Source organism: Stenotrophomonas sp. Nf1, assembly GCF_003028475.1.
GTDB lineage: Bacteria > Pseudomonadota > Gammaproteobacteria > Xanthomonadales > Xanthomonadaceae > Stenotrophomonas.
Genome location: NZ_PYTV01000002.1, coordinates 407,523 through 428,360, shown reverse-complemented (window position 1 = coordinate 428,360; position 20,838 = coordinate 407,523). Strand labels below are relative to the sequence as shown.

The window sequence follows — 20,838 nt, the reverse complement described above, 5'->3', positions numbered from 1 at the left end:
GATGAGTGAGACGATCATCGCCAGGGTGGTGGACCGCGCGCAGGCCGCGATCGATCCGGCCGAGGGCATTGCTGCGGTGTCTGATCCGGGCTTCGGTGGCGTCGATGTGTTCATCGGCAAGGTGCGCGACGTGAACGTTGGGCGCGCGGTGACCGGCATCACCTACGATCTGTTCGAACCGTTGGTGCTGAATGAGTTCAAGCGCCTGGCCGCCGAGGTGGAGGCCGCGTTCGGGCCTAAGCTGAGGTTGTATGTGGCCCATGCCCGGGGTCGCCTGGGCATCGGCGATGTGGCGGTGGTGGTGGCCGCAGGCAGCCCACACCGCGATGAGGCCTTCCGCGCCTGCCGGCAGTTGATCGAGGCGGTGAAGCACCAGTGCCCGATCTGGAAGCAGGAGCATTACGTGGACGGCGACAGCGCGTGGAGCGAGGGGTGCAGCCTGTGCCACGTGGATGATGAAGCCGCACATGATCACCATCACAGCCATTGACCTCGGTAGATCCACGCCATGCGTGGATGGGGCGTTTCCCGCGTACCCGGCTGCGGCAGCCACGCATGGCGTGGCTCTACTGAGGGGTGACCGGGCCACGCGCTGCGTGGATGCGCGCCAGGAATGCAGTAGATCCACGCCATGCGTGGATGGGGCGTTTCCCGCGTACCCGGCTGCGGCAGCCACGCATGGCGTGGCTCTACTGAGGGGTGACTGGGCCACACGTTGCGTGGATGCGCGCCAGGAATGCAGTAGATCCACGCCATGCGTGGATGGGGCGTTTCCCACGTACCGGGCTGCGGCAGCCACACATGGCGTGGCGCTACCGTGAGCGGGACCATCGACGGCATCGTGCTGGCCGGTGGCCTGTCCACCCGCATGGGGCGCGACAAGGCGCTGCTGCAATGGCAGGGGCGCGCCCTGCTGGAACACATGCAGACCCTGCTGCTGCAGGCCGGTGCTCGACGGGTCTGGATCAGTGGCGACTACCCGGCTTTCGACGGCGTACCGGATCGGGTCGCGCGTTGCGGTCCGCTCGGTGGGCTCTACAGCGTGGCGATGCAGATGCCGGATGGGCCCGCCTGGGTGGTGCCGGTGGATACGCCGCAGATGACGCCAGCGCTGTTGCAGCGCTTGCACGTGGTCAACGACACCGCTTGCACGGTGTTTGCCGATGAACCGTTGCCGATGCGGTTGCAGATCGATGATCATTGCCGTCGCGTGCTGCAGGAACTGATTGACGATCCAACGGCGCGCCGTTCACTGCGCGCGCTGCAGGAGCGCCTGGGCGTGACCCGGCTGCCCCTGGCCGCGGAAGATCACGCCTTGCTTCTCAACTGCAATACCCCGTCGGAGTGGGAGTCCATCGCACCATGAAAGTCCAGCTGCAACAGCAATCGATGCGCCTGCGCGTGGATGAACAGGAACTGGCACGATTGCTGGCCGGCGAGTCGCTGGAGAACCTGACCCGCTTCGGCGGGAGTGGTGGCTGGGGTGTGGCGCTGTCGCTGCATGCCGGGGAGCAGGCGGTGCTGCTCGACGGTGGCACGTTCTGCCGGCTGGTGCTGCCGCGTGCAGGGGTCGAGGCATTGGCGCAGCGCTTGCCCTGCCGCGACGGCCTGGGCTTCAGCATCGCGCTGGATGACGACAGCCTGCTGCAACTGCAGTTCGACGTGGACGTGCGCGACAGCGTGCGCCAGCGTGGCCCGCATCGGCGCCCAGAGCCTGCGGCGGAGTAAGCGCTTTGCGTACAAGGGGCTCAAGGCCGCTGTCGTATGATGAGCGCCTTCGTTCCTGCGTTGCTGCAATGCCCCTCAAGCCACCTGCTCCTTCCTTGCCCCGAGCGGCCACGCCCAACCCGGCGGCGGCCGACGACGGCGATGCACTGCACTTCTGCAGCACCTGCGCGTTCTCCGATGCCTGCACGTCGCAGGGCTATGACAAGACCGCGCTGGGCGAACTGCATGTGCTGGTCGACCATGTGGGTCCGTTCCAGGCCGGTGACTACCTGTTCCGTGCCGGCGATCCGTTCGACTCGATCGCGGCAGTGCGTGCGGGCATGGTCAAGACCTTCGTCGAGGACAGCCAGGGCAACGAGCAGGTGCTGGGTTTCAGCCTGCCCGGCGAGGTGATCGGGCTCAATGCCATCCACGGTGCACGCTTCCCCTGCAACGCGGTGGCGCTGGATACGGTGTACCTGTGCCGGATCTCGTTTCCCAGGCTGAGCCTGCTGGCCACGCGCATGCCGGGGTTGCAGGCCAAGCTGTTCAGCCTGCTGAGCGCGGAGATCGGCAAGGTGGCCACGCTGGCCGCCAACCAGCGCACCGATGAACGCATGGCGGCATTCCTGCTCGACCTTTCCCAACGCTACGCGCGGCGTGGCTTCTCGGCCACCCGCTTCAACCTGAGCATGGCCCGGACCGAGATCGCCAACTACCTGCGGATGGCGCCCGAGACGGTGAGCCGGGTGTTGCGCCGGTTGAGCGACGAGGGTGTGATTGCCGTCAATCAACGTGAGATGCTGTTGCTGCAACCCGAACGGCTGGCGGCGTTGGCCGTGGCCAGGGAATCCGATCCGGACTGACGAGACAGCCAAGGGGCCGACCATGAAGCGCGCAGGACTGTTGTTGCTGGGAATGCTGGCTGCGATGCCGGCCTGGGCGGCCGAGCTGACGGTGTCGGCGGCGTCGAGTCTGACCGAGAGCTTCCGGGAACTGGGCGCGGCCTATGAAAAGGCGCACCCAGGCACCAAGGTGGATTTCAACTTCGCAGCCTCCGGCGTTTTGTTGCAGCAGATCAGCCGCGGTGCGCCGGTGGATGTGTTCGCCTCGGCCGATGAAACCACGATGGATCAGGCGCAGCAGCAGGACCTGCTGGCCGCCGGCACCCGCGAGGTGTTTGCGCTGAATGCGCTGTGGGTGGTGGTGCCGCCACAGGCGAAGGCCGCGCCGCGCACGTTGAAGGACCTGGCCGGTACCGGCGTACAACGCATCGCGCTGGGCAACCCGGACAGCGTACCGGTCGGCCGCTATGCCAAGGGTGCACTGGAAGCGGCTGGACTGTGGCCGGCAGTGCAGGGCAAGGCCATCACCACGCAGAACGTGCGCCAGTCGCTGGACTATGTGGCACGTGGTGAGGTCGACGCCGGCTTCGTCTATGCCACCGACGCGCAGGCGATGCCTGATCGCGTGCGCCGCGCCTTCGCGGTGCCGGTGGCCGGGCGTATCGCCTATCCGCTGGCGGTGATCAAGGCCAGCGCGCAACCGGCGGAGGCGAAACGCTTCGCCGCCTTCGTGCGCTCGGCACAGGGCCAGGCGATCTTGGCCAGGCACGGGTTCGGCAAGCCCTGAAGCATGGATCTGGACTGGAGTGCGCTCGGGTTGTCGCTGAAGGTGGCCGGCTGGGCCACCGCGATCAATCTGGTGCTGGGCGTGGCGCTGGGCGCGTTGCTGGCCCGCCGTCGCTTCCCCGGGCGCGAGCTGCTGGATTCGCTGCTGACCCTGCCGATGGTGCTGCCACCGACCGTGCTGGGCTACTACCTGCTGGTGCTGATCGGGCGCAACGGCCCGATCGGTGCGTGGCTGCAGTCGTGGTTCGGCATCAATCTGGTATTTACCTGGCAGGCGGCGGTGATCGCCGCCGCCGTCGCGTCATTGCCGCTGGTGTTCAAGCCGGCGCGGGCGGCCTTCGAAGAAGTGGACGGGCAACTGGAGCAGGCGGCGCGCACGCTGGGGGTTTCCGAGGCGGCGGTGTTCTTCCGCATTACCTTGCCGCTGGCCTGGCGCGGCATTCTGGCTGGCCTGCTGCTGGCATTCGCACGTGCGATGGGTGAATTCGGCGCCACGCTGATGGTGGCCGGCAGCATTCCCGGCCGCACACAGACGCTGTCGATTGCGATCTATGAGGCGGTGCAGGCCGGTCAGGATGGCCGGGCCAACGCGCTGGTGATCCTGACCTCGGTGGTCTGCATCGTGATCCTGCTGCTGGCCGCGAGGCTGGTGGGCGGACGCCGACGGGAGCTGCGCGATGTGGCTTGACCTGCGGGTGCAGCGGCGCTTGCGTGCGGCGGGCCAGGAGTTCGTGCTGGACGTGGCCTTGCAGTGCACGCAGCGGCAGGTGGTGCTGTGCGGCCCCTCTGGTGCCGGCAAGAGCCTGACCCTGAAAGCGGTGGCCGGGCTGCTGCGGCCCGGCCAGGGTCATGTGCGCCTGCAGGGGCAGACGCTGTTCGATGCGGCCCGTGGTGTCGATCTGCCGCCGCAGCGCCGGCGGCTGGGCTATGTGTTTCAGGACTATGCGCTGTTCCCGCATCTGAGCGTGCGCCAGAACGTGGCGTTCGGGCTGCGCAAGGGCGTGTTGAATCCCCGCCCCGGGCAGCGGTTCGATGCCGCGGAGCAATGGTTGCAGGCGTTCCGCATCGACGGTGTGGGCGATCTGTTGCCCTCGCAGGTATCTGGCGGCCAGCGCCAACGCACGGCCTTGGCACGGGCGCTGGTGACACAGCCGCAGGCGCTGCTGCTGGATGAGCCGTTTGCTGCGCTGGACCATGACCTGCGCGATCACCTGCGCCAGGAACTGGCCGCAGTGCTGGACAAGACTGGAATTCCGTTGCTGCTGATCAGCCACGACCCGCAGGACGTGGCGATGTTCGGCCAGCAGGTGGCGCGGCTGGTGGACGGGCGCATCGTCGGCGATTGACCGGCCGGGTGCATGATCGGCGCTTGACCGGTGGGGAGGTAGTGCCGGCCGCTGGCCGGCAACCAGGAAATCCTCGGCAGCCGGCCAGCGGCCGGCTCTACCCCATGGGCAAGTCAATACAGCTCGCAGTGGATGCGGCCTTCACCGCGCAGCGTGTCCCAATGCCCCTTACCGCCGATGGCATCGATGGCTTCGCGTACCGCGCCTTCCAGGTGGCGCTTGTTGCCGCACAGGTACAGGTGCCCGCCGCGGGCGAGCACGTCGCGCACCTCGCCAGCGCGCTGCTGCAGCACATGCTGCACATAGACCTTCTCGGCACCATCGCGCGAGAACGCAGTATGCAGGCCGGCCAGCACGCCACGCGCCTGCCAGTCCTGCAGCTGCTCGCGGTACATGAAGTCGTGCGCGCGATGCTTCTCGCCGAACACCAGATGCACCTCGTGTTGGCCGGCATTGGCCTGCACTTCCTGTATCAGGCCCATCAGCGGTGCAATGCCGGTGCCGGTACCGACCAGCAACAACGGCGCCTCATCCGTATCGGGAAGATGGAAGCCTGGGTTGGAACGGCAGTACACGCGGGCATGCGCGCCGCCATGCAGCAGGCTGCCGGTGGCGGTGCCGCAGCGTTCGCGGCCGCGCAGGGTGTAGCGCACTTCACGCACGCACAGGCTGAGCTGGCCGCCGCGCGGGTGCGAGGCAATCGAATAGGCACGCGGCAGGCGCGGCGACAGCAGCTCGCGCAGGCGCGTCAGCGGCACGCTGTCCGGGGTGGCGTGGTCCTGCAGCACATCCAGCAGGTCCAGGCCGTACAGGTAGGCCTCCAGCTCGCGCTTCTGGCTGACCTTCAACAGGCCCTTCAGCACCTCGCTGCCACCGAGCCTGGCCACTTCACGCAGCACACCCTTGCCCAGCAGGCGCAGTTCGCGGTCGTGCAACGCGGCCAAGGCGGTCGCGTCGCCATACCAGTCCGCCAGCCCCTGCAGCAGCGCCGGGTCGTTCTCCGGCACCACATGCAGGGTGTCACCTGCGCGGTAGGCGATGCCGCTGCCGGCGATATCCAGCTGCAGGTGCCAGGCGGCTGGATCACTGCTGTTCAAGCGGCGGCGTTCAAGCACGCGCGCGGCAAAGGCGTTGTCTTCAGCATAGGCGGTGACCTGCAGGCGCAGGTCACGGCCAGCGCCCAGGTCGCCCTGCAGCACCTGCCCCAGCACCGGCTGCCATCGCTGGAAGAACTGCTCGTAACCGAGGTCGGCGTCCACGCGGTGCAGCAGCGGTTGCGCCTGGCGTTCACTCAGTGCGGTGTCCAGCGCCTTGGTGAAGCCGCAGAAGCGGGGGTAGCCGGTATCACCGAGGCCGAACACGGCGTAGCGCAGGCCGCTCAGGGTCGGCGTCTGGCGCAGGGCTTCGAAGAACTGCTCGCCATTGGCCGGCGGTTCGCCGTCACCGAACGAACTGGAGATGGCCAGCAGTACATCGCCCTGGCCGAGGCTGGCCACATCGATGTCGTTGAACGCAAGCACCTGCGGCTGATGGGGTTGCAGGCCCGCGCCCAGGCGCTGGGCCAGGGCGCGGGCATTGCCCGACTCGGAGGCGAAGCCCACCAGCAGGCGGTTGATGGGCGAGTGTGCCGGCAGGGCGTTCACGCCGCCTCGTAGAAGTCGTCGAACTTTTCCTTGCTGAACTCGACCAGGTCGTAGTTCTGCATCAGGTCGTTCACCACGCGGCGGATGCTGATGTAGGAGGTGATGTTGCCCTCGGCGTCGAACAGCGGCTGCACGGTGGTATCGACCACGTAGAGCACGCCACCCTTGCCGAGGTTGGGCACGATGCCGGTCCAGGTCTTGCCGGCCTTGATCGTGTCCCACATGTCCTTGTAGACCGCCTTGGGCACATCCGGGTGGCGCACGATGCTGTGCGGCTGGCCGATCAGTTCTTCGCGCGCGAAGCCAGTGAGCGTGCAGAACAGGTCGTTGGCATAGGTGATGTTGCCTTGCAGGTCGGTGGTGGAGATCACCATGACGTTCTGCAGGGCATTGAGCAGCTGGGCGTTGTCTGGGGTGTAGTGCATCGCAGGGTCCTTGTGGAGGCCGGTAACGCCGGCGTGTTCGGGTCCTGCATAGAGATACGCCCGCACGACGGCGGGCGTTTTGACATTGGTCAAGCGGGTGGCGCGATGGGCTGCGACGCGGTGTCGCAGGCGCGGGTTCGAACTGTAGAGCCGAGCCCATGCTCGGCTGCCGTTCGCACAAGCCGAGCGTGGGCTCGGCTCTACAGGTGGGGTGAGCGCTTCAGCCCATCAGGTAGCGCAGCGCTCCGGCCGAGACCACGCCGATCAGCACGGTTGGCAGCATCGACAGACGGGTGGCGGCCAGCAGGGTGATCGCCAGCGCGGCCAGATCGGCCGGCTTGTCGGCGACGAAGTCCGGGGCGATCACCGAGATCAGCACGCAGCCTGGCGCGGCTTCCATCACGGTGACCGCGCGCTTGCTCAGCGTGCGGTTGCGCAGCGCGAGGAAGCCGACGATGCGGGTGAGGTAGGTGGCGGCGGCCATCAGTACGATGGTCAGCACCGAGGTCCAGTGGATCAGTCCGTTGAAGATCATGCCGCGTCCTCGGCCAGCAGCCAGGCAGCGGCCAGGCCGGCCAGGGCGCCGCTGGCCACGTACCACGCACCGGGCACCAGCAGATAGGTGGCGGCGGCCACCAGCAGGCTGACCAGCCACGGCCGCGCCGCCTTCATGCCCTGCCACATGCCGCGCAGCAGTACCAGGAACACGGCAGGGAAGGCCATGTCGAAACCATAGGCGTGGATGTCGCCCAGCAGCGGGCCGATGATCGCGCCCAGCGCGGTGCAGGCCACCCAGACCGTGTACAGGCCGGCCGAGACGCCCAGGTAGTAGGCCAGGCTGAAACCCAGGGCACGGCGGCGCGCGTCGGCCACGCCCAGCGCCCAGCTCTCGTCGCACATGAAGAACAATGCCGGCAGCACGCGGCGGCGCGGCAGGTGCTGCAGCAACGGGGCCAGACTGGCACCCATCAACAGGTGGCGGCTGTTGACCAGCGCGGTGATCGCCACGATCAGCGCGATGTGCGGCGGCGAGGTCCACAGTTCGACGGCGGCGAATTCCGAGCCACCGGCGAAGTTGAGGCCGGTCATCAGCGGCACTTCCAGCGCGGTCAGGCCCTTCTGTGCGGCCTGGGCACCGAGCACCAGGGCAAACGGGATGAAGCCGATCATCACCGGCACGGCGGCGCGCAGGCCGCGCAGGAATTCGGCGCGCGGGGCGGTATCGCAGGCGGCATCCGGCAGGGGGAGGGTGGTACGGGCGTCCATGGAGCAGCAACGAAGTGGGGGTAGCCCATGCTAGCGGTCCGATCGCGAAATCGGGTTGCGTTGCTGCCATTGCATTGCGGAATATTGGCATTCCGTGCGGCCCATCCGGCCATGAGTGAAATGCCATGCACTACCAGCTCGACAATCTGGATCGCCGCATCCTCGATGCCCTGCAGCGCGACGGTCGCCTGCAGAACCTGGAACTGGCCCGCCAGGTGGGGCTCTCGCCCTCGGCCTGCCTGCGCCGGGTGCGGCTGCTGGAGGAGGGCGGTTACATCGATCGTTACGTGGCGTTGTTGAACGAGGCCAAGGTGGGCCGTGGCTTCACCGTGTTCGTGCGGGTGTGGTTGCGCGGGCAGGACGAGGACACCACCAATCACTTCATCAACAGCATCAAGTCATTCCCGGAAGTGCTTGAATGTCATCTGATGGCCGGTGACTGCGACTTCCTGTTGCGGGTGGCGGTGGCCGACCTCGACGCCTACCGCCAGTTCCAGATGCAGCACCTGAACCGGATCGCCGGGGTGCAGAACACCAAGACCGAGATCCCGATGCAGCGGATCAAGCAGACCACCCAGCTGCCGCTCTGAGCGGGCGCCTGGCCGGGGTGCACCCGGCCCCTGCGGTAGTGCCGGCCGCTGGCCGGCAACCTCAGGAGCAACAGCCGAAGCAACAGCGTGCATTCCGTGGGATGGCGGGGTGGGTCCGGTTGCAGGGGACGCCGTAAACCCGTCCATGGGGCTTGGCCGCGGCATCCATGCCGCGGACACCCCTGCAACCGGACCCACCCCGCCTTCGACAGATTTCCACGATCTGCCGGAACGGCATGATCTGCGTTTGGTGGGTGTCGACCGTGGTCGACACGTTTGGGGCGGCACGGGGTCGGATCCCGATGCTGCGCAACAGGCTCTGACCCCAGGAGCAGATGATCATGTCTGTTCGATTCCTTGATTCCTGATGCGTGACTGGCTTTACGGAGCCTGCCTCGACGCCAGGCCGCCGGCGGCGGTCATCGCAATGACATGTGGCCCCGGTACGGTGTGTCCCGCTTGCAGCTGCTGTCGCTGCCGAGGGTCATGTGTTCTACGTCAGGGGGCTGAATGGACACCGTGCGATCAGAACGTGGAGGCTGGCCATCGCCGGATGGCTGCTGCTGGCCTCTGCCGCTGCGGTCGCGCAGGACGCGGTTCACGCCTACGACATGCCTGCACAGCCGCTGGAACAGGCCATCGAGCGCTTCAGCGTCATCAGCGGGTGGTCGGTGATGTACCCGGGCGATCTTGCCGCAGGCCGCAGCAGCCATGCGCTGCACGCCAGCCTGGCGCCGCTGCCCGCGCTGCTGGCCCTGCTGCAGGATTCGGGCATCGAGGCCGAGGTGATCGGTGAGCAGCGAGTGGTGCTGCGACGGGGTTCGCAGCCGATGGCCGACGCAGTTTTCGACGGCGGGCTTGCCGAGGCCGAGCGCCGGCGCCGTTACGGCGGCCTGCAGCAGCGCCTGCGTGAAGCGTTCTGTGATGACCCCGGAATCTCCCCTGGCCACTACGCCGCGACGCTGCGCTTCGGTGTCGACAGCGAAGGCCGTGTGCAGGCGCCCGAACTGGTGTCCGGCAGTGGCAGTGCCCGCCGTGACGCGCGGCTGCTGCAGGCGCTGCAGGGCCTGGTGGTGGCGGCCGATGCCGCCGCGCTGCCGCAGCCGGTGACGCTGCAGATCCGTCCTTCCGGCACCGACCACGACTGTGGCCGGCGCTTGCCCCTTCCATGATTTCAAGGATTCGAACATGAGCAACGGTACGGCTGGGGCAGTTGACCTGATGGATCACCTTCTGGGGGCCTACGACGAGCTGAAGCGCCGGCTGGTGCGCAAGCTGGGTTCGGAGGAGTTGGCTGGCGACGCGCTGCAGGACACCTGGATGCGCCTGAGTGCGCGCCGTGATCGTCTGGACGCGGTGCAGAACCCGGCGGCCTACCTGCTGCGGATGGCGATGAACACCGTGATCGACCGCCAACGCGCCGACCACCGCCTGCTGAGTCTGGAAGAGGTGGATACGCTGATGGACATGGCCGACCCGGCGCCGGGCCCGGCACAGGCGGCCGAGCTGGACTTCGCGCTGGAGGACATGGTCGGTCTGCTGCAGCGCATGCCCGAGCGCCGCCGCCGCATCCTGCTGGCAATCCGCGTCGATGGCCTGCAGCAGCGCGATGTGGCCGACCACCTGGGCGTGTCGCTGCGGCTGGTGCAGCGCGAGCTGAAGGCGGCCCAGGATTACCTGGCCGAGCGCAATGGGCAGGGGCGCCAGGTGCGGTTCTGAGCGACGGCATCCGTCTACACTTTGACGCCGAGCAGAACCCCGCAGCGTGCGGGTCCGGCATGAGCCCCCATGGACGCTGACGATCGCCCGCAACGCCCGCTGGATGCCGTCGAGCGTCAGGCCCACGCGTGGGTGGTGCGGTTGACCTCGGGTGAAGCGACCGCTGCCGATGGACGCAGGTTCCGCGCGTGGTGTGAGGCCGACCCGCGTCATCGCGAAGCGTTCGGCCGTGCGCGCCGCCAATGGGATCAGGTGCGGCTGGCAGGGGAGCAGCTGCCCGCGGCCGCGCGCCAGCCGGTGGCTCCCACCCAGGTGCAGCGTTGGAGCCGCCGCGCGTTCCTCGGTGCGGCCATCGCCGCACCGGCCAGCCTGGTGGTGGTGGCGGCGATCCGCCCACCGTTGGGACTGTGGCCGTCGGTGACGGCGATGACCGCCGATTTCCACACCGGCACCGGTGAGCGGCTGCAGATCGCGCCCTCGCCGCAGCTGAAGATCGACCTGGATACGCAGAGCAGCCTGCGCCGTCGCGCTGACGCACAGGGTGAAGGCTTCGAACTGGTGCAGGGACAGGCCGCGATTGAAACCCGGGCTGGCCTGCACCTGGCCTTGTTCGCCGGGCCGGGGTGCGTGATCGTCGATGACGGCCCGGTGCGGCTGGACGTGCGCAACACCAACGCCCAGGTGCGGGTGACCTGCCTGCAGGGTACGGTCCGCATCGAACACCCGCAGGGCCGCCTGCAGCTGCAGGCCGGTCAGCAGACCCGCTATGACGAGCGCCTCAGCGGGGTTGTCGCTGAGGCGGTGGCGTCCGAAGCCAGTGCCTGGACCGAAGGCATGCTGGTGTTCCGCCGCGCACCGTTGCGCGAGGTGGTCGACGAAATCAACCGCTACCGCCGCGGCAAGGTGCTGCTGGGCGGGTCGGCACTGGCGCGTGCTCCGGTCAGCGGCCGCTTCCGCATTGATGATCCGGAGGCGGCGCTGGAGCAGCTGCGGCTGACGATGTCGCTGGATCTGCGTCGCTTTCCGGGTGGCATTGCCGTCCTTGGTTAGGTGAAGAGGCTGGCCGTGCGCGCCGCGGACGGTTGTTGCAAGCAAGGGAGGCCAAGGATGCGCAACGAGACCATCGGTGTGCTGGATCTGCGCCGCAATCTGTCGGCGTTGCTGGAAACCACGCAACGACGGCCATTGATGGTGCATCGCTACGGCTCGCCATGGGTGTGCGTGGTGTCCGACGCGCAGTGGCAGCAACAGGCGGTACTGCTGGACTTCGATCCCCAGTCGCATCCGTTGGGGATGCTGCTGCGTCTTCAGCAACAGGCCTTGCCGCTGGCGGAAGGCGGTGTGCTGCCGCCCGCAGCGCTTGCCCGCGCACTGCTGCTGGCAGGCATCCACGGCGTCGACACGCTGGCGCAGCTGCACGAGCAGGTGCTGCACCATCGGCTGTGGCATTGGTTCGTGGCCGGCTCCCGTGGCGTGATGGACCGATGGCAGCTGCCGGCGCTGCGCGTTGCGATGGCGGCACGCTGCGACGACGCAGGCCTGATCGATGCGCTGGCCGCGTTCGCCGCCCGCAGTGATGTGGCGATGCTGGCGCGCCGCTGCGGTGGCGATGCGCCGCGGCTGGAGCGCGAAGCCTGCAAGCGGATGACGCTGCGGTGACAGTACCGATGAATCGCCACCCAACGCACACCGCTGCGATTGCGCTGTCGCTTCACCTGCCTTGCTGACGTCTTCTCCAGAGTACGGCGCATCACGCGTCGCGGAGCACAGGCGACGCCGATGGCAGACAGTCGCAGGATCAGCATGCTGGAACTGGATCGCCACCTGAGCCAGTCACTGGAGCAGGCGCGGCACACGCCCCTGAATGTGCAGCGTTACGGCCACCCGTGGGTCTGGGTGCTGTCCAGTGACGCCTGGGCCGATGCTGCACGCTGGGCCACACTGGACAGCAGTTCGCACCCGCTGATGGCACTGCGCAGTGCCCTCGACCTGCAGCTGCACCCCTGGCCCGACACGGCCATGAGCGCTCTGCCACTTGACGCAGGCAACCCGCGCGCGCTGCAGCGGGCTGCACTGCTGGTGGTGCTTCAGGGCCTGGACAGCGCGCAGCGCGTGTACGACGACCTGCGCTACCACCAGGCTTACCGGCAGTTCATCGGCCTCGACCACGGCACGGCCTGGTCGCCGATGCAGTGTGTGCGCCTGCTGCACGCCTGCACACAGCCACTGCTGCGCGACTGCATCGACAGCGCGCTGGCCGCCGTTCCACCGCATCTGCTGGAGGCGGTGTGCCCCCAGCGTGCACATGGCACGCCAGCGCAGGCATCTGCGCAGCGAATTTCCGGCGGATGTTTATCGTACTGACACATGCACCGCTGACGATGGTGCAGCGGTCTCTTCCAGGATGACGAGGGCGGAACAATGGCAAGGCAGTTGGGTGGTCGCAGGGCGCGGCAGCAGGGTTTCAGCCTGATCGAGATCATGGTGGTGGTGGTGATCATCGGCATTCTGGCCGCGTTGATCGTGCCGCGCCTGATGGATCGCCCCGATCAGGCGCGCATGGTGGCAGCGCGTCAGGACATCGCCGCCCTGATGCAGGCGCTGAAACTGTACAAGCTGGACAATGGGCGCTACCCCAGTGCGGAACAGGGCCTGCAGGCGCTGGTGAAGCCGCCGCAGGGCAGTGGCGCGGTGCCCGCCACGCCGTACCTTGACCGGCTGCCGAATGACCCCTGGGGGCATCCGTACCAGTACCAGGTTCCCGGCAGCCACGGCGATATCGACGTCTTTTCGCTGGGCGCGGACAGCAAGCCCGGCGGCGACGCCGGAAACGCGGACATCGGTTCCTGGCAGCTGTGAGGCGGGTCGATGTCACCCCGGAAGCGTTCGGTTCGGTTTGCCCATCAGCGCGGCATGGCGGTGATCGTGGCGATGCTGGTGGTGGCGCTGGTGGCGGTGATCGCCACCGCGCTGCTGACCCGCCAGGCCGCCCAGCTGCGCGCGCTGCGTGGCGACCAGCTGCGCGCGCAGGTGCGCATGGCGGTGGATGCCACATTGGAGCGCGCCGCGCAGCAGCTGCGTGAGGACGTGCGCGAGCAGCTGACCACGGTCCGCAGTGGCCGGTGGGCGCGCCCGTTGCAGTTGCAGGCGCCGCTGCCGGTGCAGCTGCAGCTGGTCGACGCGCAGTCGCTGTTCAACCTGCGCAATCTGCTCGCGCACGGGCAGGCCGATGCCGACGCGCGCCGTGCGTTCGTGGCGCTGTGCAGCAGCCAGGGGCTGGGGCAGGGAGCGTGCGGCAGCGCCGCCGACTACATCCAGGCGCGCCTGCGTGATGGTGATATCCAGGCCCAGGCGCCGTTGCCACGCGAGTCGCTGATCGAACAGGCGCTGGCCGGTTCCGACCCGGTGGCTGTGCAGGCGCTGTCGCGGCGCACCGTGGTACTGCCGGCGCAAACGCTGATCAACGCCAACACCAGCGACATCAGCGTGCTGCAGGCCGTTGCGCCCGGCGTCGAGCGCGGGCGCCTGCAGGCCCTGCTGGGCGACCGCGATGGTGGCCATTGGCTGCTCAACCGTGGCGACATCGCCAACCGACTGCAACTGAGCGACGAACAGATGGCGATGCTTCCCCTGGGTATCCATAGTGAATGGTTTCTTGCGGTCGGCCAGGTGCAGGCCGACGGCAGTGCGGTCGAGTTCCGCGCGCTGATCTGGCGCGAGTACCGGGATGACGGGGTGCGCGTGCAGCGGGTGTGGACGAGGATCGGTGCATGAACGCGCAGCTACGGGTACGCCTGCCGGTGCTGGAACAGCTGCGTGCCGACAGTCCGGTGGCGTGGGCGCTGATGCGCAAGGGCGAGGTGCTGGCGCACGGGTGTGACGCCCTGGTGGCGCTGGGCCAGCGGCACCCGCAGGGTGAGGTGCTGGCCTGCCTCGATCCGCACGACCTGATCCTGCTGGAGCTGGCGCTGCCGCCGCTGACCGGGCGCCGGCTGCAATCGGCGCTGCACGGCGAAGTGGAAGCGATGCTGCTCGATGACCTGCAGGAGGTGGCGCTGGCGCATGGCAGCCAGGCCGTCGATGGCACGGTGCCGGTGGCCTGGCTTGGCCAGCAGGCGATCGCGCAGGCCCAGCAGGTGCTGGCCGCCAGCGGATTGCAGCTGCGGGCGCTGTATCCCACGCCGTTGCTGCTGCCATGGACGCCGGGTCAGGCCACGTTGCAGGCTTGTGGTGAACACCTGCTGGTGCGCAGCGGGCGCGAGCGCGGTTTCGTGCAGTGGTGTGGCGGACGTGACGCGGCGGCGGTGATGCAGGCGCTGGCCGCGCGCCTTCAGCAGACCGGTGCACACGCAGTGCAATGGATCGGCAGCGTGCCGTCGGCATGGCCGTCGACGCTGCCGGCAACTGCGGTCGGGCAGCCACAGCAGGCGTGCGGACCGTTGCCCAGCTGGTCTCTGCCTCTGCCCGGCAACGCTCGGCAGGCGCCGCGGCTGGCGATCGGGTTGGCGCTGGCGGCGATGCTGCTGGCAGCGCTTGGCCTGCAGTTGCAGGTGTCGCGTTGGCGCAGCGAAGGCGAGGCGCTGCAGCAGGATATGGCGCGGCAGCTCAGTGCGAATTTCCCGGAGATCACCGAGGTGGTGGACCCGGTGCTGCAGGCGCGGCGGGCCTTGGCGGTGCCGCTGCCGGCAGCGCCCTTGCCGCCGGTGCAGCGTCAGGTGGCCAGCACCTTGCAGGCGATCCCGGAGCTGGCCGGGCGGGTGCGTGGCCTGCACTACCAACCCGGGCAGCTGGAACTGGAACTGGATGCCGATGCGCAGGCCGTGGCCGACGACGCGCAGCGGCTGGAGCAGTGGCAACAGGCGACGCAGGCGCAGGGCCTGCAGCTGGCGCGTGAGAGCAGTGGACGCCTGCGCGTGAGCGGAGGCGGGCAGTGACCACCCGTGCTGCGCGCTTCGGTGATTCGCTGGCCGGCCTGTCGCAGCGCTGGCAGCGTCTGCCGCCGCGCGAGCGCCTGATGCTGGGGCTGATGGTGGTGGCGCTGCTGGCCGCAGGGCTCTGGTCGTTCTGGCTGGAGCCGCTGCTGAAGCAGCGCAGCCACTGGCAGGCCGAGCTGCCGCGCTTGCAGGCACAGGCCCGTGCATTGGCCCCGTTGCTGCGCGCCCGCGAGCGCCAGCAGCAGGCACAGGGCCAGCGCCCGACGCTGGCGGGGCTGCGCAATGGCATCAAGGCGGCCGGTCTTGCCGACGGCCTGCACATCGAAGCGCGCGAAGGGCGCTGGCACCTGCAGGTGCAGGCCGTGCCCGCCGACGCGTTGTGGAACTGGCTGCTGCCGCTGCTGGCCGACCCGGCCATCGAGCTTCAGCAGCTGCAACTGACACGCACAGGGGATGCGAACATGCCGGCGGCACGGATTTCCGGAAACATCGTGGTGGCGCTCGCTACCGGTGGCCATCCATGAGGGCGATGCGCAGCCTTGCCTGGACCACCACCTTGGCGCTGATCGTGGGCATGGCCCACGCGCCGGCGCCGGCATGGGCGCAGGACGCCCACGATGAGCCGGTGCAGTTGAACCTGGTCGATACCGATATTGGCGGCGTGCTGCGCATGGCGGCCCGTTTCACCGGCCGCCAGTTCCTGGTCGATCCACGCGTGACCGGCAAGATGACCGTGGTTTCAGACGGCCCGGTCAGCCGTACCCAGGCCTACCAGCTGCTGCTGGGGGCGCTGCGCATGCGTGGTTTTGCCGTGGTCGAGAACGGCGGCGTCAGCCGGGTGGTGCCGCAGGCCGATGCCAAGCTGCTCGGCGGACGCGTGGGTAGCGGCGGCGCGGGCGGTGAGATCGTCACACGCACCTTCGCGCTGCGCTACGAGAACGCTGGCGCGCTGGTGGCGGTGCTGCGGCCGATGATCAGCCCGGACAATCCGATCACCGCCAACCCGGGCAACAACACGCTGGTGATCACCGACTATGCGGACAACCTTGAGCGCATCGCGCGGGTGATCGCCAGCGTCGATACCCCGGCCGGCATGGACACCGACGTGGTCAAGCTGCAGCAGGGCATCGCGGTGGATGTGGCGGCGATGGTCGCTCCGCTGCTGGACGCGCAGGGGGCCGAAACCAGCCAGAAAGTGGTGGTGATGGCCGACCCGCGCAGCAACAGCGTGCTGCTGCGTTCCAGCAGTCCTGGCCGCACCCGCCTGGCCCGGCAGCTGGTGGAGAAGCTGGATCGCGCGCAGGACGAGTCGGGCAACCTGCACGTGGTCTATCTGCGCAATGCCCAGGCCAACCAGCTGGCCGGCGTGCTGCGTGGGGTGGTGGCCGGGCAGAGTGATGCGCCGGCGATGGGCAGCACCGAAGGCGTCACGCCGCTGCCCGGCGACGCCGGCCGCACCCAGCCGGTACAGCCGACGCAGCCACAGCAGGCAAAGACCGGGGGAAATGCGCTGGAATCACAGCGGCTGGACCCCAGCCGGCGTGATCCGATCGATGCCGGCAGTACCGGCTTCAGCCAGAACGGCATCTCGGTGCAGGCCGATGTGGCCACCAACACGCTGCTGATCTCGGCGCCGGAACCGGTGTACCGCAATCTGCGCCGGGTGATCGACCAGCTCGACCAGCGTCGCGCGCAGGTGCTGGTGGAAAGCCTGATCGTGGAGGTCAACCAGACCGATGCGGCCGAACTGGGCGTGCAGTGGATGCTGGGCAATGGGCGTACCTTCGGCGGCACCCACTTCGGCGGCGCCACCGGTGGCAGCGGCCTGAACACCGCCGCGCGCACCACCCTGGACGTGCTGCCCAAGGATGGCCTGAAGATCGGCGTGATCGACGGCACCATCAACCTGCCCGGGGTCGGCCAGATCCTCAACATGAAGGCGTTGGCCAATGCGCTGCAGAGCAAGGGCGGTGCCAACATCCTCTCCACGCCCAACCTGATGACGCTGGACAACGAGGCGGCCAGCATCATGGTGGGGCAGACCGTGCCGTTCGTCAGTGGCCGTTACGTGACCGATGGGGGCGGCGGCAGCAACAACCCGTTCCAGACCATCGTGCGCGAGGACGTGGGCCTGAAGCTGCGCGTGCGCCCGCAGATCTCCGAAGGCGGCACGGTGAAGCTGGACATCTACCAGGAAGTCAGCAGCATCGATGCGCAGAGCGCGAACAGTACGGCCGGCATCATCACCAACAAGCGCGCCCTGGATACCAGCGTGCTGCTGGACGATGGCCAGATCATGGTGCTCGGTGGCCTGCTGGAAGACAGCGTCAGCCATGGCCGCGATGCGGTGCCGGGCCTGGGGAAGATCCCGGTGTTGGGGGCGCTGTTCCGCAGTGACACCCGCAAGCGTGCCAAGACCAATCTGATGGTGTTCCTGCGCCCGCACGTGGTGCGCGACCCGGCCGCCGGGCAGCGCTTGACCCGCGACCGCTACGACTACATGCGCAACGCACAGGCGGGTGCGCAGCCGGTACAGAGCTGGGCGTTGCCGGCATTGCCGGCGCCGCAGTTGCCGCCGCAGGATCTGTCCGTGCTCGGCCAGGGCAACGCGCGCGATGGCCAGGGCCAGCCGCTGCAGAACACCAGCCTGGCCGCGCTGTATCCGGCCGGCGACGGCGATGCGCAATTGGTGCAGTTTGCGCAGGGGCTGGAGCCGGCACGCGCGAGCCAAGGCGTGGCGCAGGTGCGGGCGCTGGGATTGCAGGCCTATGCCGAGGCCATCCCGGGTGAAACGGGCCAGCGCCTGCGGGTGCGCCTGCCGCGTGATCCGGCGAAGCTGGACCCGGCGCTGCAGCAGTTGCGCGGGCTGGGCTACACCCCGGAACTGGTGATCGGGCCGTGAGCGTGCCCGCGCCATTGCCGTATGCCTGGGTGCGCAGCCATGGCGTGATGCTGGCCGAAGCGGGGGGCGAGGCCGTGTTGCTGGGCACGGCCGACACCGCCGCGTGGGCGGTGGCCGAGCTGCGCCGCCGCCATGGACCGCTGCCGTTCCAGGCGCTGGACGCGGCCACATGGCAGCAGCGGTTGGGCGAACAGTATCGTGACGGCGGCGATGCCGCAGCGGTGGTCGGTGCCGCCGAAAGTGAAGTGGATCTGGACCGGTTGATGCAGGACATGCCGGAGGTGACCGATCTGCTGGATGCGCAGGACGATGCGCCGGTGATCCGCATGATCAACGCGCTGCTGGCCCAGGCCGCCCGCGACGGCGCCAGCGACCTGCATATCGAACCGTTCGAGACCCATTCGGTGGTGCGTTACCGTGTCGACGGCACGCTGCGCGACATGGTGCAGCCGCGTCGCGCCTTGCATGCAGCGCTGGTGTCGCGCATCAAGATCATGGCCCACCTGGACATTGCCGAGAAGCGCTTGCCGCAGGACGGGCGCATCGCGATCCGGGTCGGCGGCCGCCCGCTGGACATCCGTGTCTCCACCGTGCCGACCGGGCACGGCGAGCGCGCCGTGCTGCGCCTGCTGGAGAAGGACGCAGGCCGCCTGCAGTTGCAGCGCCTGGGCATGGCCGACGATACGCTGGCCACATTCACCGGGTTGATCCGGCAACCGCACGGCATCGTGCTGGTGACCGGGCCGACCGGCAGCGGCAAGACCACCTCGCTGTACGCCGCGCTGGGCCAGCTCGACAGCAGCACCAGCAACATCCTCACCGTGGAAGACCCGGTGGAGTACGACTTCGCCGGTATCGGCCAGATCCAGGTCAATGCGCGTATCGGCATGAGCTTCGGCACCGCGCTGCGCGCGATCCTGCGCCAGGACCCGGACACCATCATGATCGGCGAGATACGTGACCTGGAAACCGCGCAGATTGCGGTGCAGTCGTCGCTGACCGGCCATGGCGTGCTCGCGTCGCTGCATACCAACGATGCGATCTCGGCGGTAACCCGTCTGGCCGACATGGGAGTGGAGCCGTTCCTGCTGGCCTCCTCATTGCGCGGCGTGCTGGCACAGCGGCTGGTGCGGCGGCTGTGCATGCAATGCCGGCGTGCCGAGGTGGACGACGAGGGCCGCACGGTGTGGCGCGCAGTGGGCTGCCCTGCATGTGCCAACAGTGGCTATCGCGGCCGCACTGGCATCCACGAACTGTTCGTGGTGGATGAGCGTGTACGTGCGTTGATCCATGAAGGGCAGGGCGAGCCCGCGCTGCGCGAGGCGGCGCGGCGTGCCGGCATGCGCAATCTGCGCGAGGATGGCCAGCGCTGGGTCGACAGTGGGGTGACCACGCTGGAAGAAATCCTGCGCGTCACCGGCGACGGCTGAGGCGGCCATGGCACTGTTCGACTATCAGGCGGCCAACGCACAGGGCCGCATCGAGAAAGGGCAACTGGATGCCGACAGCCCGCGCGGCGCCCGCCAGCTGCTGCGTGGGCGTGGACTGACGCCGGTACAGGTGAGTGCGGCACGCGGTGCCGGTGCTGGCTGGGGTGCCCGCCGCTTGTCGGCCAGCGAGCTGGCCTGGGCCACGCGCCAGCTGGCCAGTCTGCTGGCGGCGAGCCTGCCCCTTGAGGCGGCGTTGAGCGCGGTGATCGAACAGGCCGAACGCCCGCATGTTTCCCAGGCGCTCACCGCAGTGCGCGCCGACGTGCGTGCAGGTCAGCGTCTGACTGTGGCACTGGCGGCGCGCCCACGCGACTTCCCGCCGATCTATCGGGCACTGGTGGGTGCAGGGGAAGACTCCGGCGACCTCGCACGGGTGATGGAGCGCCTGGCCGACTACATCGAGGAGCGCAACGCGCTGCAGGCCAAGGTGCTGACCGCCTTCATCTACCCGGCGGCGATCAGCCTGGTGTCGGTGGCGATCGTGATCTTCCTGCTCAGCTACGTGGTTCCACAGGTAGTGACCGCGTTCGTGCAGGCGCGGCAGACGCTGCCGATGCTGACCCAGGTGATGCTGGCGGCCAGTGCATTCGTACGCAGCTGGGGCGTGTGGGTGGGGCTGGGCCTTGCTGCGTTGGTGGTGGCGTGGCGGCTGGCGCTGCGCCGGCCCGAGCTGCGCCTGCGCTGGGATGCGCTGCTGCTGAGGGTGCCGATGGTCGGGCGCTTCGTGCTGGGCGTGAACAGTGCGCGCTTTGCCTCGACGCTGGCGATCCTGCTCGATGCCGGTGTGCCGCTGCTGCGTGCGCTGGAGGCGGCACGACAGACGCTTGGCAATGCATTGCTGACGCGCTGCGCCGATGATGTGTCCGCGCGGGTGCGCGAAGGCGCGGCATTGGGCTCGGCGTTGAAGGTGCAGAAAGTGTATCCGCCGATCCTGGTGCATCTGGTGGCCAGCGGCGAGAAGACCGGCGCGCTTGCACCACTGCTGGATCGCGCCGCACAGACCATCTCGCGCGAGATCGAACGCCGTGCGATGGCACTGACCGCATTGCTGGAGCCGACCATGATTCTGGTGATGGGCGGCGTGGTGCTGACCATCGTGCTGGCGGTGCTGATGCCGATCATGGAGATGAACCAGCTGGTGCAATGATGCGCAGAGCGCATCACCGGTGGAGTCGACTGTCAGTC

The 20,838-nt window shown here is 68.4% G+C and carries 24 protein-coding genes; 20 read left to right on the top strand and 4 right to left on the bottom strand.

What is annotated here, in order from left to right:
* Window position 1 precedes the first annotated feature (1 nt).
* From C9412_RS05785 to C9412_RS05755, 7 genes are all read left to right on the top strand, one after another.
* Window positions 2-490 carry a molybdenum cofactor biosynthesis protein MoaE gene (locus C9412_RS05785; protein WP_107230744.1) on the top strand — a complete coding sequence of 163 codons (489 nt, stop codon included), beginning with the start codon at window positions 2-4 and terminating at the stop codon, window positions 488-490.
* A gap of 327 nt (window positions 491-817) precedes the next feature.
* Window positions 818-1,366: a molybdenum cofactor guanylyltransferase gene (locus C9412_RS05780; RefSeq protein ID WP_107230743.1), complete on the top strand. Its 549-nt coding sequence runs from the start codon at window positions 818-820 to the stop codon at window positions 1,364-1,366.
* Window positions 1,363-1,728: a hypothetical protein gene (locus tag C9412_RS05775; RefSeq protein ID WP_107230742.1), complete on the top strand. Its 366-nt coding sequence runs from the start codon at window positions 1,363-1,365 to the stop codon at window positions 1,726-1,728. The genes C9412_RS05780 and C9412_RS05775 overlap by 4 nt, the downstream gene beginning before the upstream one ends.
* Before the next feature lie 95 nt (window positions 1,729-1,823).
* Window positions 1,824-2,573, top strand: a complete 750-nt coding sequence (locus C9412_RS05770) for a helix-turn-helix domain-containing protein (protein WP_258190011.1) — start codon at window positions 1,824-1,826, stop codon at window positions 2,571-2,573.
* Window positions 2,574-2,595: 22 nt separating this feature from the next.
* Window positions 2,596-3,339 (top strand): molybdate ABC transporter substrate-binding protein, encoded by a 744-nt coding sequence (modA, locus tag C9412_RS05765; protein WP_107230740.1) that lies wholly within the window; start codon window positions 2,596-2,598, stop codon window positions 3,337-3,339.
* Between the two features lie 3 nt (window positions 3,340-3,342).
* The gene (gene modB / locus C9412_RS05760) at window positions 3,343-4,026 is read left to right on the top strand and encodes a molybdate ABC transporter permease subunit (RefSeq protein ID WP_049455117.1); all 684 of its coding nucleotides are present in this window, start codon (window positions 3,343-3,345) and stop codon (window positions 4,024-4,026) included.
* Complete coding sequence (locus C9412_RS05755) at window positions 4,016-4,684, top strand: ATP-binding cassette domain-containing protein (RefSeq protein ID WP_107230739.1); 669 nt, start codon at window positions 4,016-4,018, stop codon at window positions 4,682-4,684. The genes modB and C9412_RS05755 overlap by 11 nt, the downstream gene beginning before the upstream one ends.
* A gap of 113 nt (window positions 4,685-4,797) precedes the next feature.
* Here the strand turns inward: C9412_RS05755 and C9412_RS05750 are convergent, their stop codons facing one another.
* From C9412_RS05750 to C9412_RS05735, 4 genes are all read right to left on the bottom strand, one after another.
* Entirely contained in the window at window positions 4,798-6,327 is a 1,530-nt protein-coding gene (locus C9412_RS05750; protein WP_107230738.1) for a sulfite reductase flavoprotein subunit alpha, read from the bottom strand.
* On the bottom strand, window positions 6,324-6,752 hold the full coding sequence (locus C9412_RS05745; RefSeq protein WP_107230737.1) for a PAS domain-containing protein: 429 nt from the start codon (window positions 6,750-6,752) through the stop codon (window positions 6,324-6,326). Before C9412_RS05745 ends, C9412_RS05750 begins: the two co-directional genes overlap by 4 nt.
* A 220-nt stretch (window positions 6,753-6,972) precedes the next feature.
* Window positions 6,973-7,287, bottom strand: coding sequence for an AzlD family protein (locus C9412_RS05740; protein ID WP_100440855.1), 315 nt, complete (start codon window positions 7,285-7,287; stop codon window positions 6,973-6,975).
* Complete coding sequence (locus C9412_RS05735; RefSeq protein WP_107230736.1) at window positions 7,284-8,018, bottom strand: AzlC family ABC transporter permease; 735 nt, start codon at window positions 8,016-8,018, stop codon at window positions 7,284-7,286. Before C9412_RS05735 ends, C9412_RS05740 begins: the two co-directional genes overlap by 4 nt.
* Window positions 8,019-8,143: 125 nt before the next feature.
* Between C9412_RS05735 and C9412_RS05730 the strand changes: the two genes are divergently transcribed.
* From C9412_RS05730 to gspF, 13 genes are all read left to right on the top strand, one after another.
* Window positions 8,144-8,608: an Lrp/AsnC family transcriptional regulator gene (locus C9412_RS05730; protein WP_107230735.1), complete on the top strand. Its 465-nt coding sequence runs from the start codon at window positions 8,144-8,146 to the stop codon at window positions 8,606-8,608.
* Window positions 8,609-9,096: 488 nt separating this feature from the next.
* Window positions 9,097-9,780 carry a TonB-dependent receptor gene (locus C9412_RS05725; protein WP_107230734.1) on the top strand — a complete coding sequence of 228 codons (684 nt, stop codon included), beginning with the start codon at window positions 9,097-9,099 and terminating at the stop codon, window positions 9,778-9,780.
* A 16-nt stretch (window positions 9,781-9,796) separates the two neighbouring features.
* Window positions 9,797-10,327 carry a sigma-70 family RNA polymerase sigma factor gene (locus C9412_RS05720; RefSeq protein WP_107230733.1) on the top strand — a complete coding sequence of 177 codons (531 nt, stop codon included), beginning with the start codon at window positions 9,797-9,799 and terminating at the stop codon, window positions 10,325-10,327.
* Between the two features lie 69 nt (window positions 10,328-10,396).
* Window positions 10,397-11,377 (top strand): DUF4880 domain-containing protein, encoded by a 981-nt coding sequence (locus C9412_RS05715; RefSeq protein ID WP_107230732.1) that lies wholly within the window; start codon window positions 10,397-10,399, stop codon window positions 11,375-11,377.
* Window positions 11,378-11,434: 57 nt separating this feature from the next.
* Window positions 11,435-11,986 (top strand): hypothetical protein, encoded by a 552-nt coding sequence (locus C9412_RS05710; RefSeq protein WP_107230731.1) that lies wholly within the window; start codon window positions 11,435-11,437, stop codon window positions 11,984-11,986.
* Between the two features lie 120 nt (window positions 11,987-12,106).
* On the top strand, window positions 12,107-12,691 hold the full coding sequence (locus C9412_RS05705; protein ID WP_107230730.1) for a hypothetical protein: 585 nt from the start codon (window positions 12,107-12,109) through the stop codon (window positions 12,689-12,691).
* Window positions 12,692-12,748: 57 nt separating this feature from the next.
* Window positions 12,749-13,186, top strand: a complete 438-nt coding sequence (gene gspG, locus C9412_RS05700) for a type II secretion system major pseudopilin GspG (protein ID WP_107230729.1) — start codon at window positions 12,749-12,751, stop codon at window positions 13,184-13,186.
* Between the two features lie 54 nt (window positions 13,187-13,240).
* Window positions 13,241-14,101: a type II secretion system minor pseudopilin GspK gene (gspK, locus tag C9412_RS05695; RefSeq protein WP_107230728.1), complete on the top strand. Its 861-nt coding sequence runs from the start codon at window positions 13,241-13,243 to the stop codon at window positions 14,099-14,101.
* Entirely contained in the window at window positions 14,098-15,261 is a 1,164-nt protein-coding gene (gene gspL, locus C9412_RS05690; protein ID WP_107230727.1) for a type II secretion system protein GspL, read from the top strand. Before gspK ends, gspL begins: the two co-directional genes overlap by 4 nt.
* Window positions 15,258-15,785, top strand: a complete 528-nt coding sequence (gspM, locus tag C9412_RS05685; RefSeq protein WP_107230726.1) for a type II secretion system protein GspM — start codon at window positions 15,258-15,260, stop codon at window positions 15,783-15,785. The genes gspL and gspM overlap by 4 nt, the downstream gene beginning before the upstream one ends.
* The gene (gene gspD, locus C9412_RS05680) at window positions 15,782-18,163 is read left to right on the top strand and encodes a type II secretion system secretin GspD (RefSeq protein WP_107230725.1); all 2,382 of its coding nucleotides are present in this window, start codon (window positions 15,782-15,784) and stop codon (window positions 18,161-18,163) included. The genes gspM and gspD overlap by 4 nt, the downstream gene beginning before the upstream one ends.
* Window positions 18,160-19,593, top strand: coding sequence for a type II secretion system ATPase GspE (gene gspE, locus C9412_RS05675; RefSeq protein WP_107230724.1), 1,434 nt, complete (start codon window positions 18,160-18,162; stop codon window positions 19,591-19,593). The genes gspD and gspE overlap by 4 nt, the downstream gene beginning before the upstream one ends.
* 7 nt (window positions 19,594-19,600) lie before the next feature.
* Window positions 19,601-20,800, top strand: a complete 1,200-nt coding sequence (gene gspF, locus C9412_RS05670; protein ID WP_107230723.1) for a type II secretion system inner membrane protein GspF — start codon at window positions 19,601-19,603, stop codon at window positions 20,798-20,800.
* Window positions 20,801-20,838 lie beyond the last annotated feature (38 nt).

What these genes read in the sequence shown, in the direction of transcription:
- C9412_RS05785 (WP_107230744.1), top strand. Translation starts at nt 2, where the DNA reads ATGAGTGAGACGATCATCGCCAGGGTGGTGGACCGCGCGCAGGCCGCG.
- C9412_RS05775 (WP_107230742.1), top strand. Translation starts at nt 1,363, where the DNA reads ATGAAAGTCCAGCTGCAACAGCAATCGATGCGCCTGCGCGTGGATGAA.
- modA (WP_107230740.1), top strand. Translation starts at nt 2,596, where the DNA reads ATGAAGCGCGCAGGACTGTTGTTGCTGGGAATGCTGGCTGCGATGCCG.
- modB (WP_049455117.1), top strand. Translation starts at nt 3,343, where the DNA reads ATGGATCTGGACTGGAGTGCGCTCGGGTTGTCGCTGAAGGTGGCCGGC.
- C9412_RS05755 (WP_107230739.1), top strand. Translation starts at nt 4,016, where the DNA reads ATGTGGCTTGACCTGCGGGTGCAGCGGCGCTTGCGTGCGGCGGGCCAG.
- C9412_RS05745 (WP_107230737.1), bottom strand. Translation starts at nt 6,752, where the DNA reads ATGCACTACACCCCAGACAACGCCCAGCTGCTCAATGCCCTGCAGAAC.
- C9412_RS05740 (WP_100440855.1), bottom strand. Translation starts at nt 7,287, where the DNA reads ATGATCTTCAACGGACTGATCCACTGGACCTCGGTGCTGACCATCGTA.
- C9412_RS05735 (WP_107230736.1), bottom strand. Translation starts at nt 8,018, where the DNA reads ATGGACGCCCGTACCACCCTCCCCCTGCCGGATGCCGCCTGCGATACC.
- C9412_RS05730 (WP_107230735.1), top strand. Translation starts at nt 8,144, where the DNA reads ATGCACTACCAGCTCGACAATCTGGATCGCCGCATCCTCGATGCCCTG.
- C9412_RS05720 (WP_107230733.1), top strand. Translation starts at nt 9,797, where the DNA reads ATGAGCAACGGTACGGCTGGGGCAGTTGACCTGATGGATCACCTTCTG.
- C9412_RS05715 (WP_107230732.1), top strand. Translation starts at nt 10,397, where the DNA reads ATGGACGCTGACGATCGCCCGCAACGCCCGCTGGATGCCGTCGAGCGT.
- C9412_RS05710 (WP_107230731.1), top strand. Translation starts at nt 11,435, where the DNA reads ATGCGCAACGAGACCATCGGTGTGCTGGATCTGCGCCGCAATCTGTCG.
- C9412_RS05705 (WP_107230730.1), top strand. Translation starts at nt 12,107, where the DNA reads ATGGCAGACAGTCGCAGGATCAGCATGCTGGAACTGGATCGCCACCTG.
- gspG (WP_107230729.1), top strand. Translation starts at nt 12,749, where the DNA reads ATGGCAAGGCAGTTGGGTGGTCGCAGGGCGCGGCAGCAGGGTTTCAGC.
- gspK (WP_107230728.1), top strand. Translation starts at nt 13,241, where the DNA reads ATGGCGGTGATCGTGGCGATGCTGGTGGTGGCGCTGGTGGCGGTGATC.
- gspL (WP_107230727.1), top strand. Translation starts at nt 14,098, where the DNA reads ATGAACGCGCAGCTACGGGTACGCCTGCCGGTGCTGGAACAGCTGCGT.
- gspD (WP_107230725.1), top strand. Translation starts at nt 15,782, where the DNA reads ATGAGGGCGATGCGCAGCCTTGCCTGGACCACCACCTTGGCGCTGATC.
- gspF (WP_107230723.1), top strand. Translation starts at nt 19,601, where the DNA reads ATGGCACTGTTCGACTATCAGGCGGCCAACGCACAGGGCCGCATCGAG.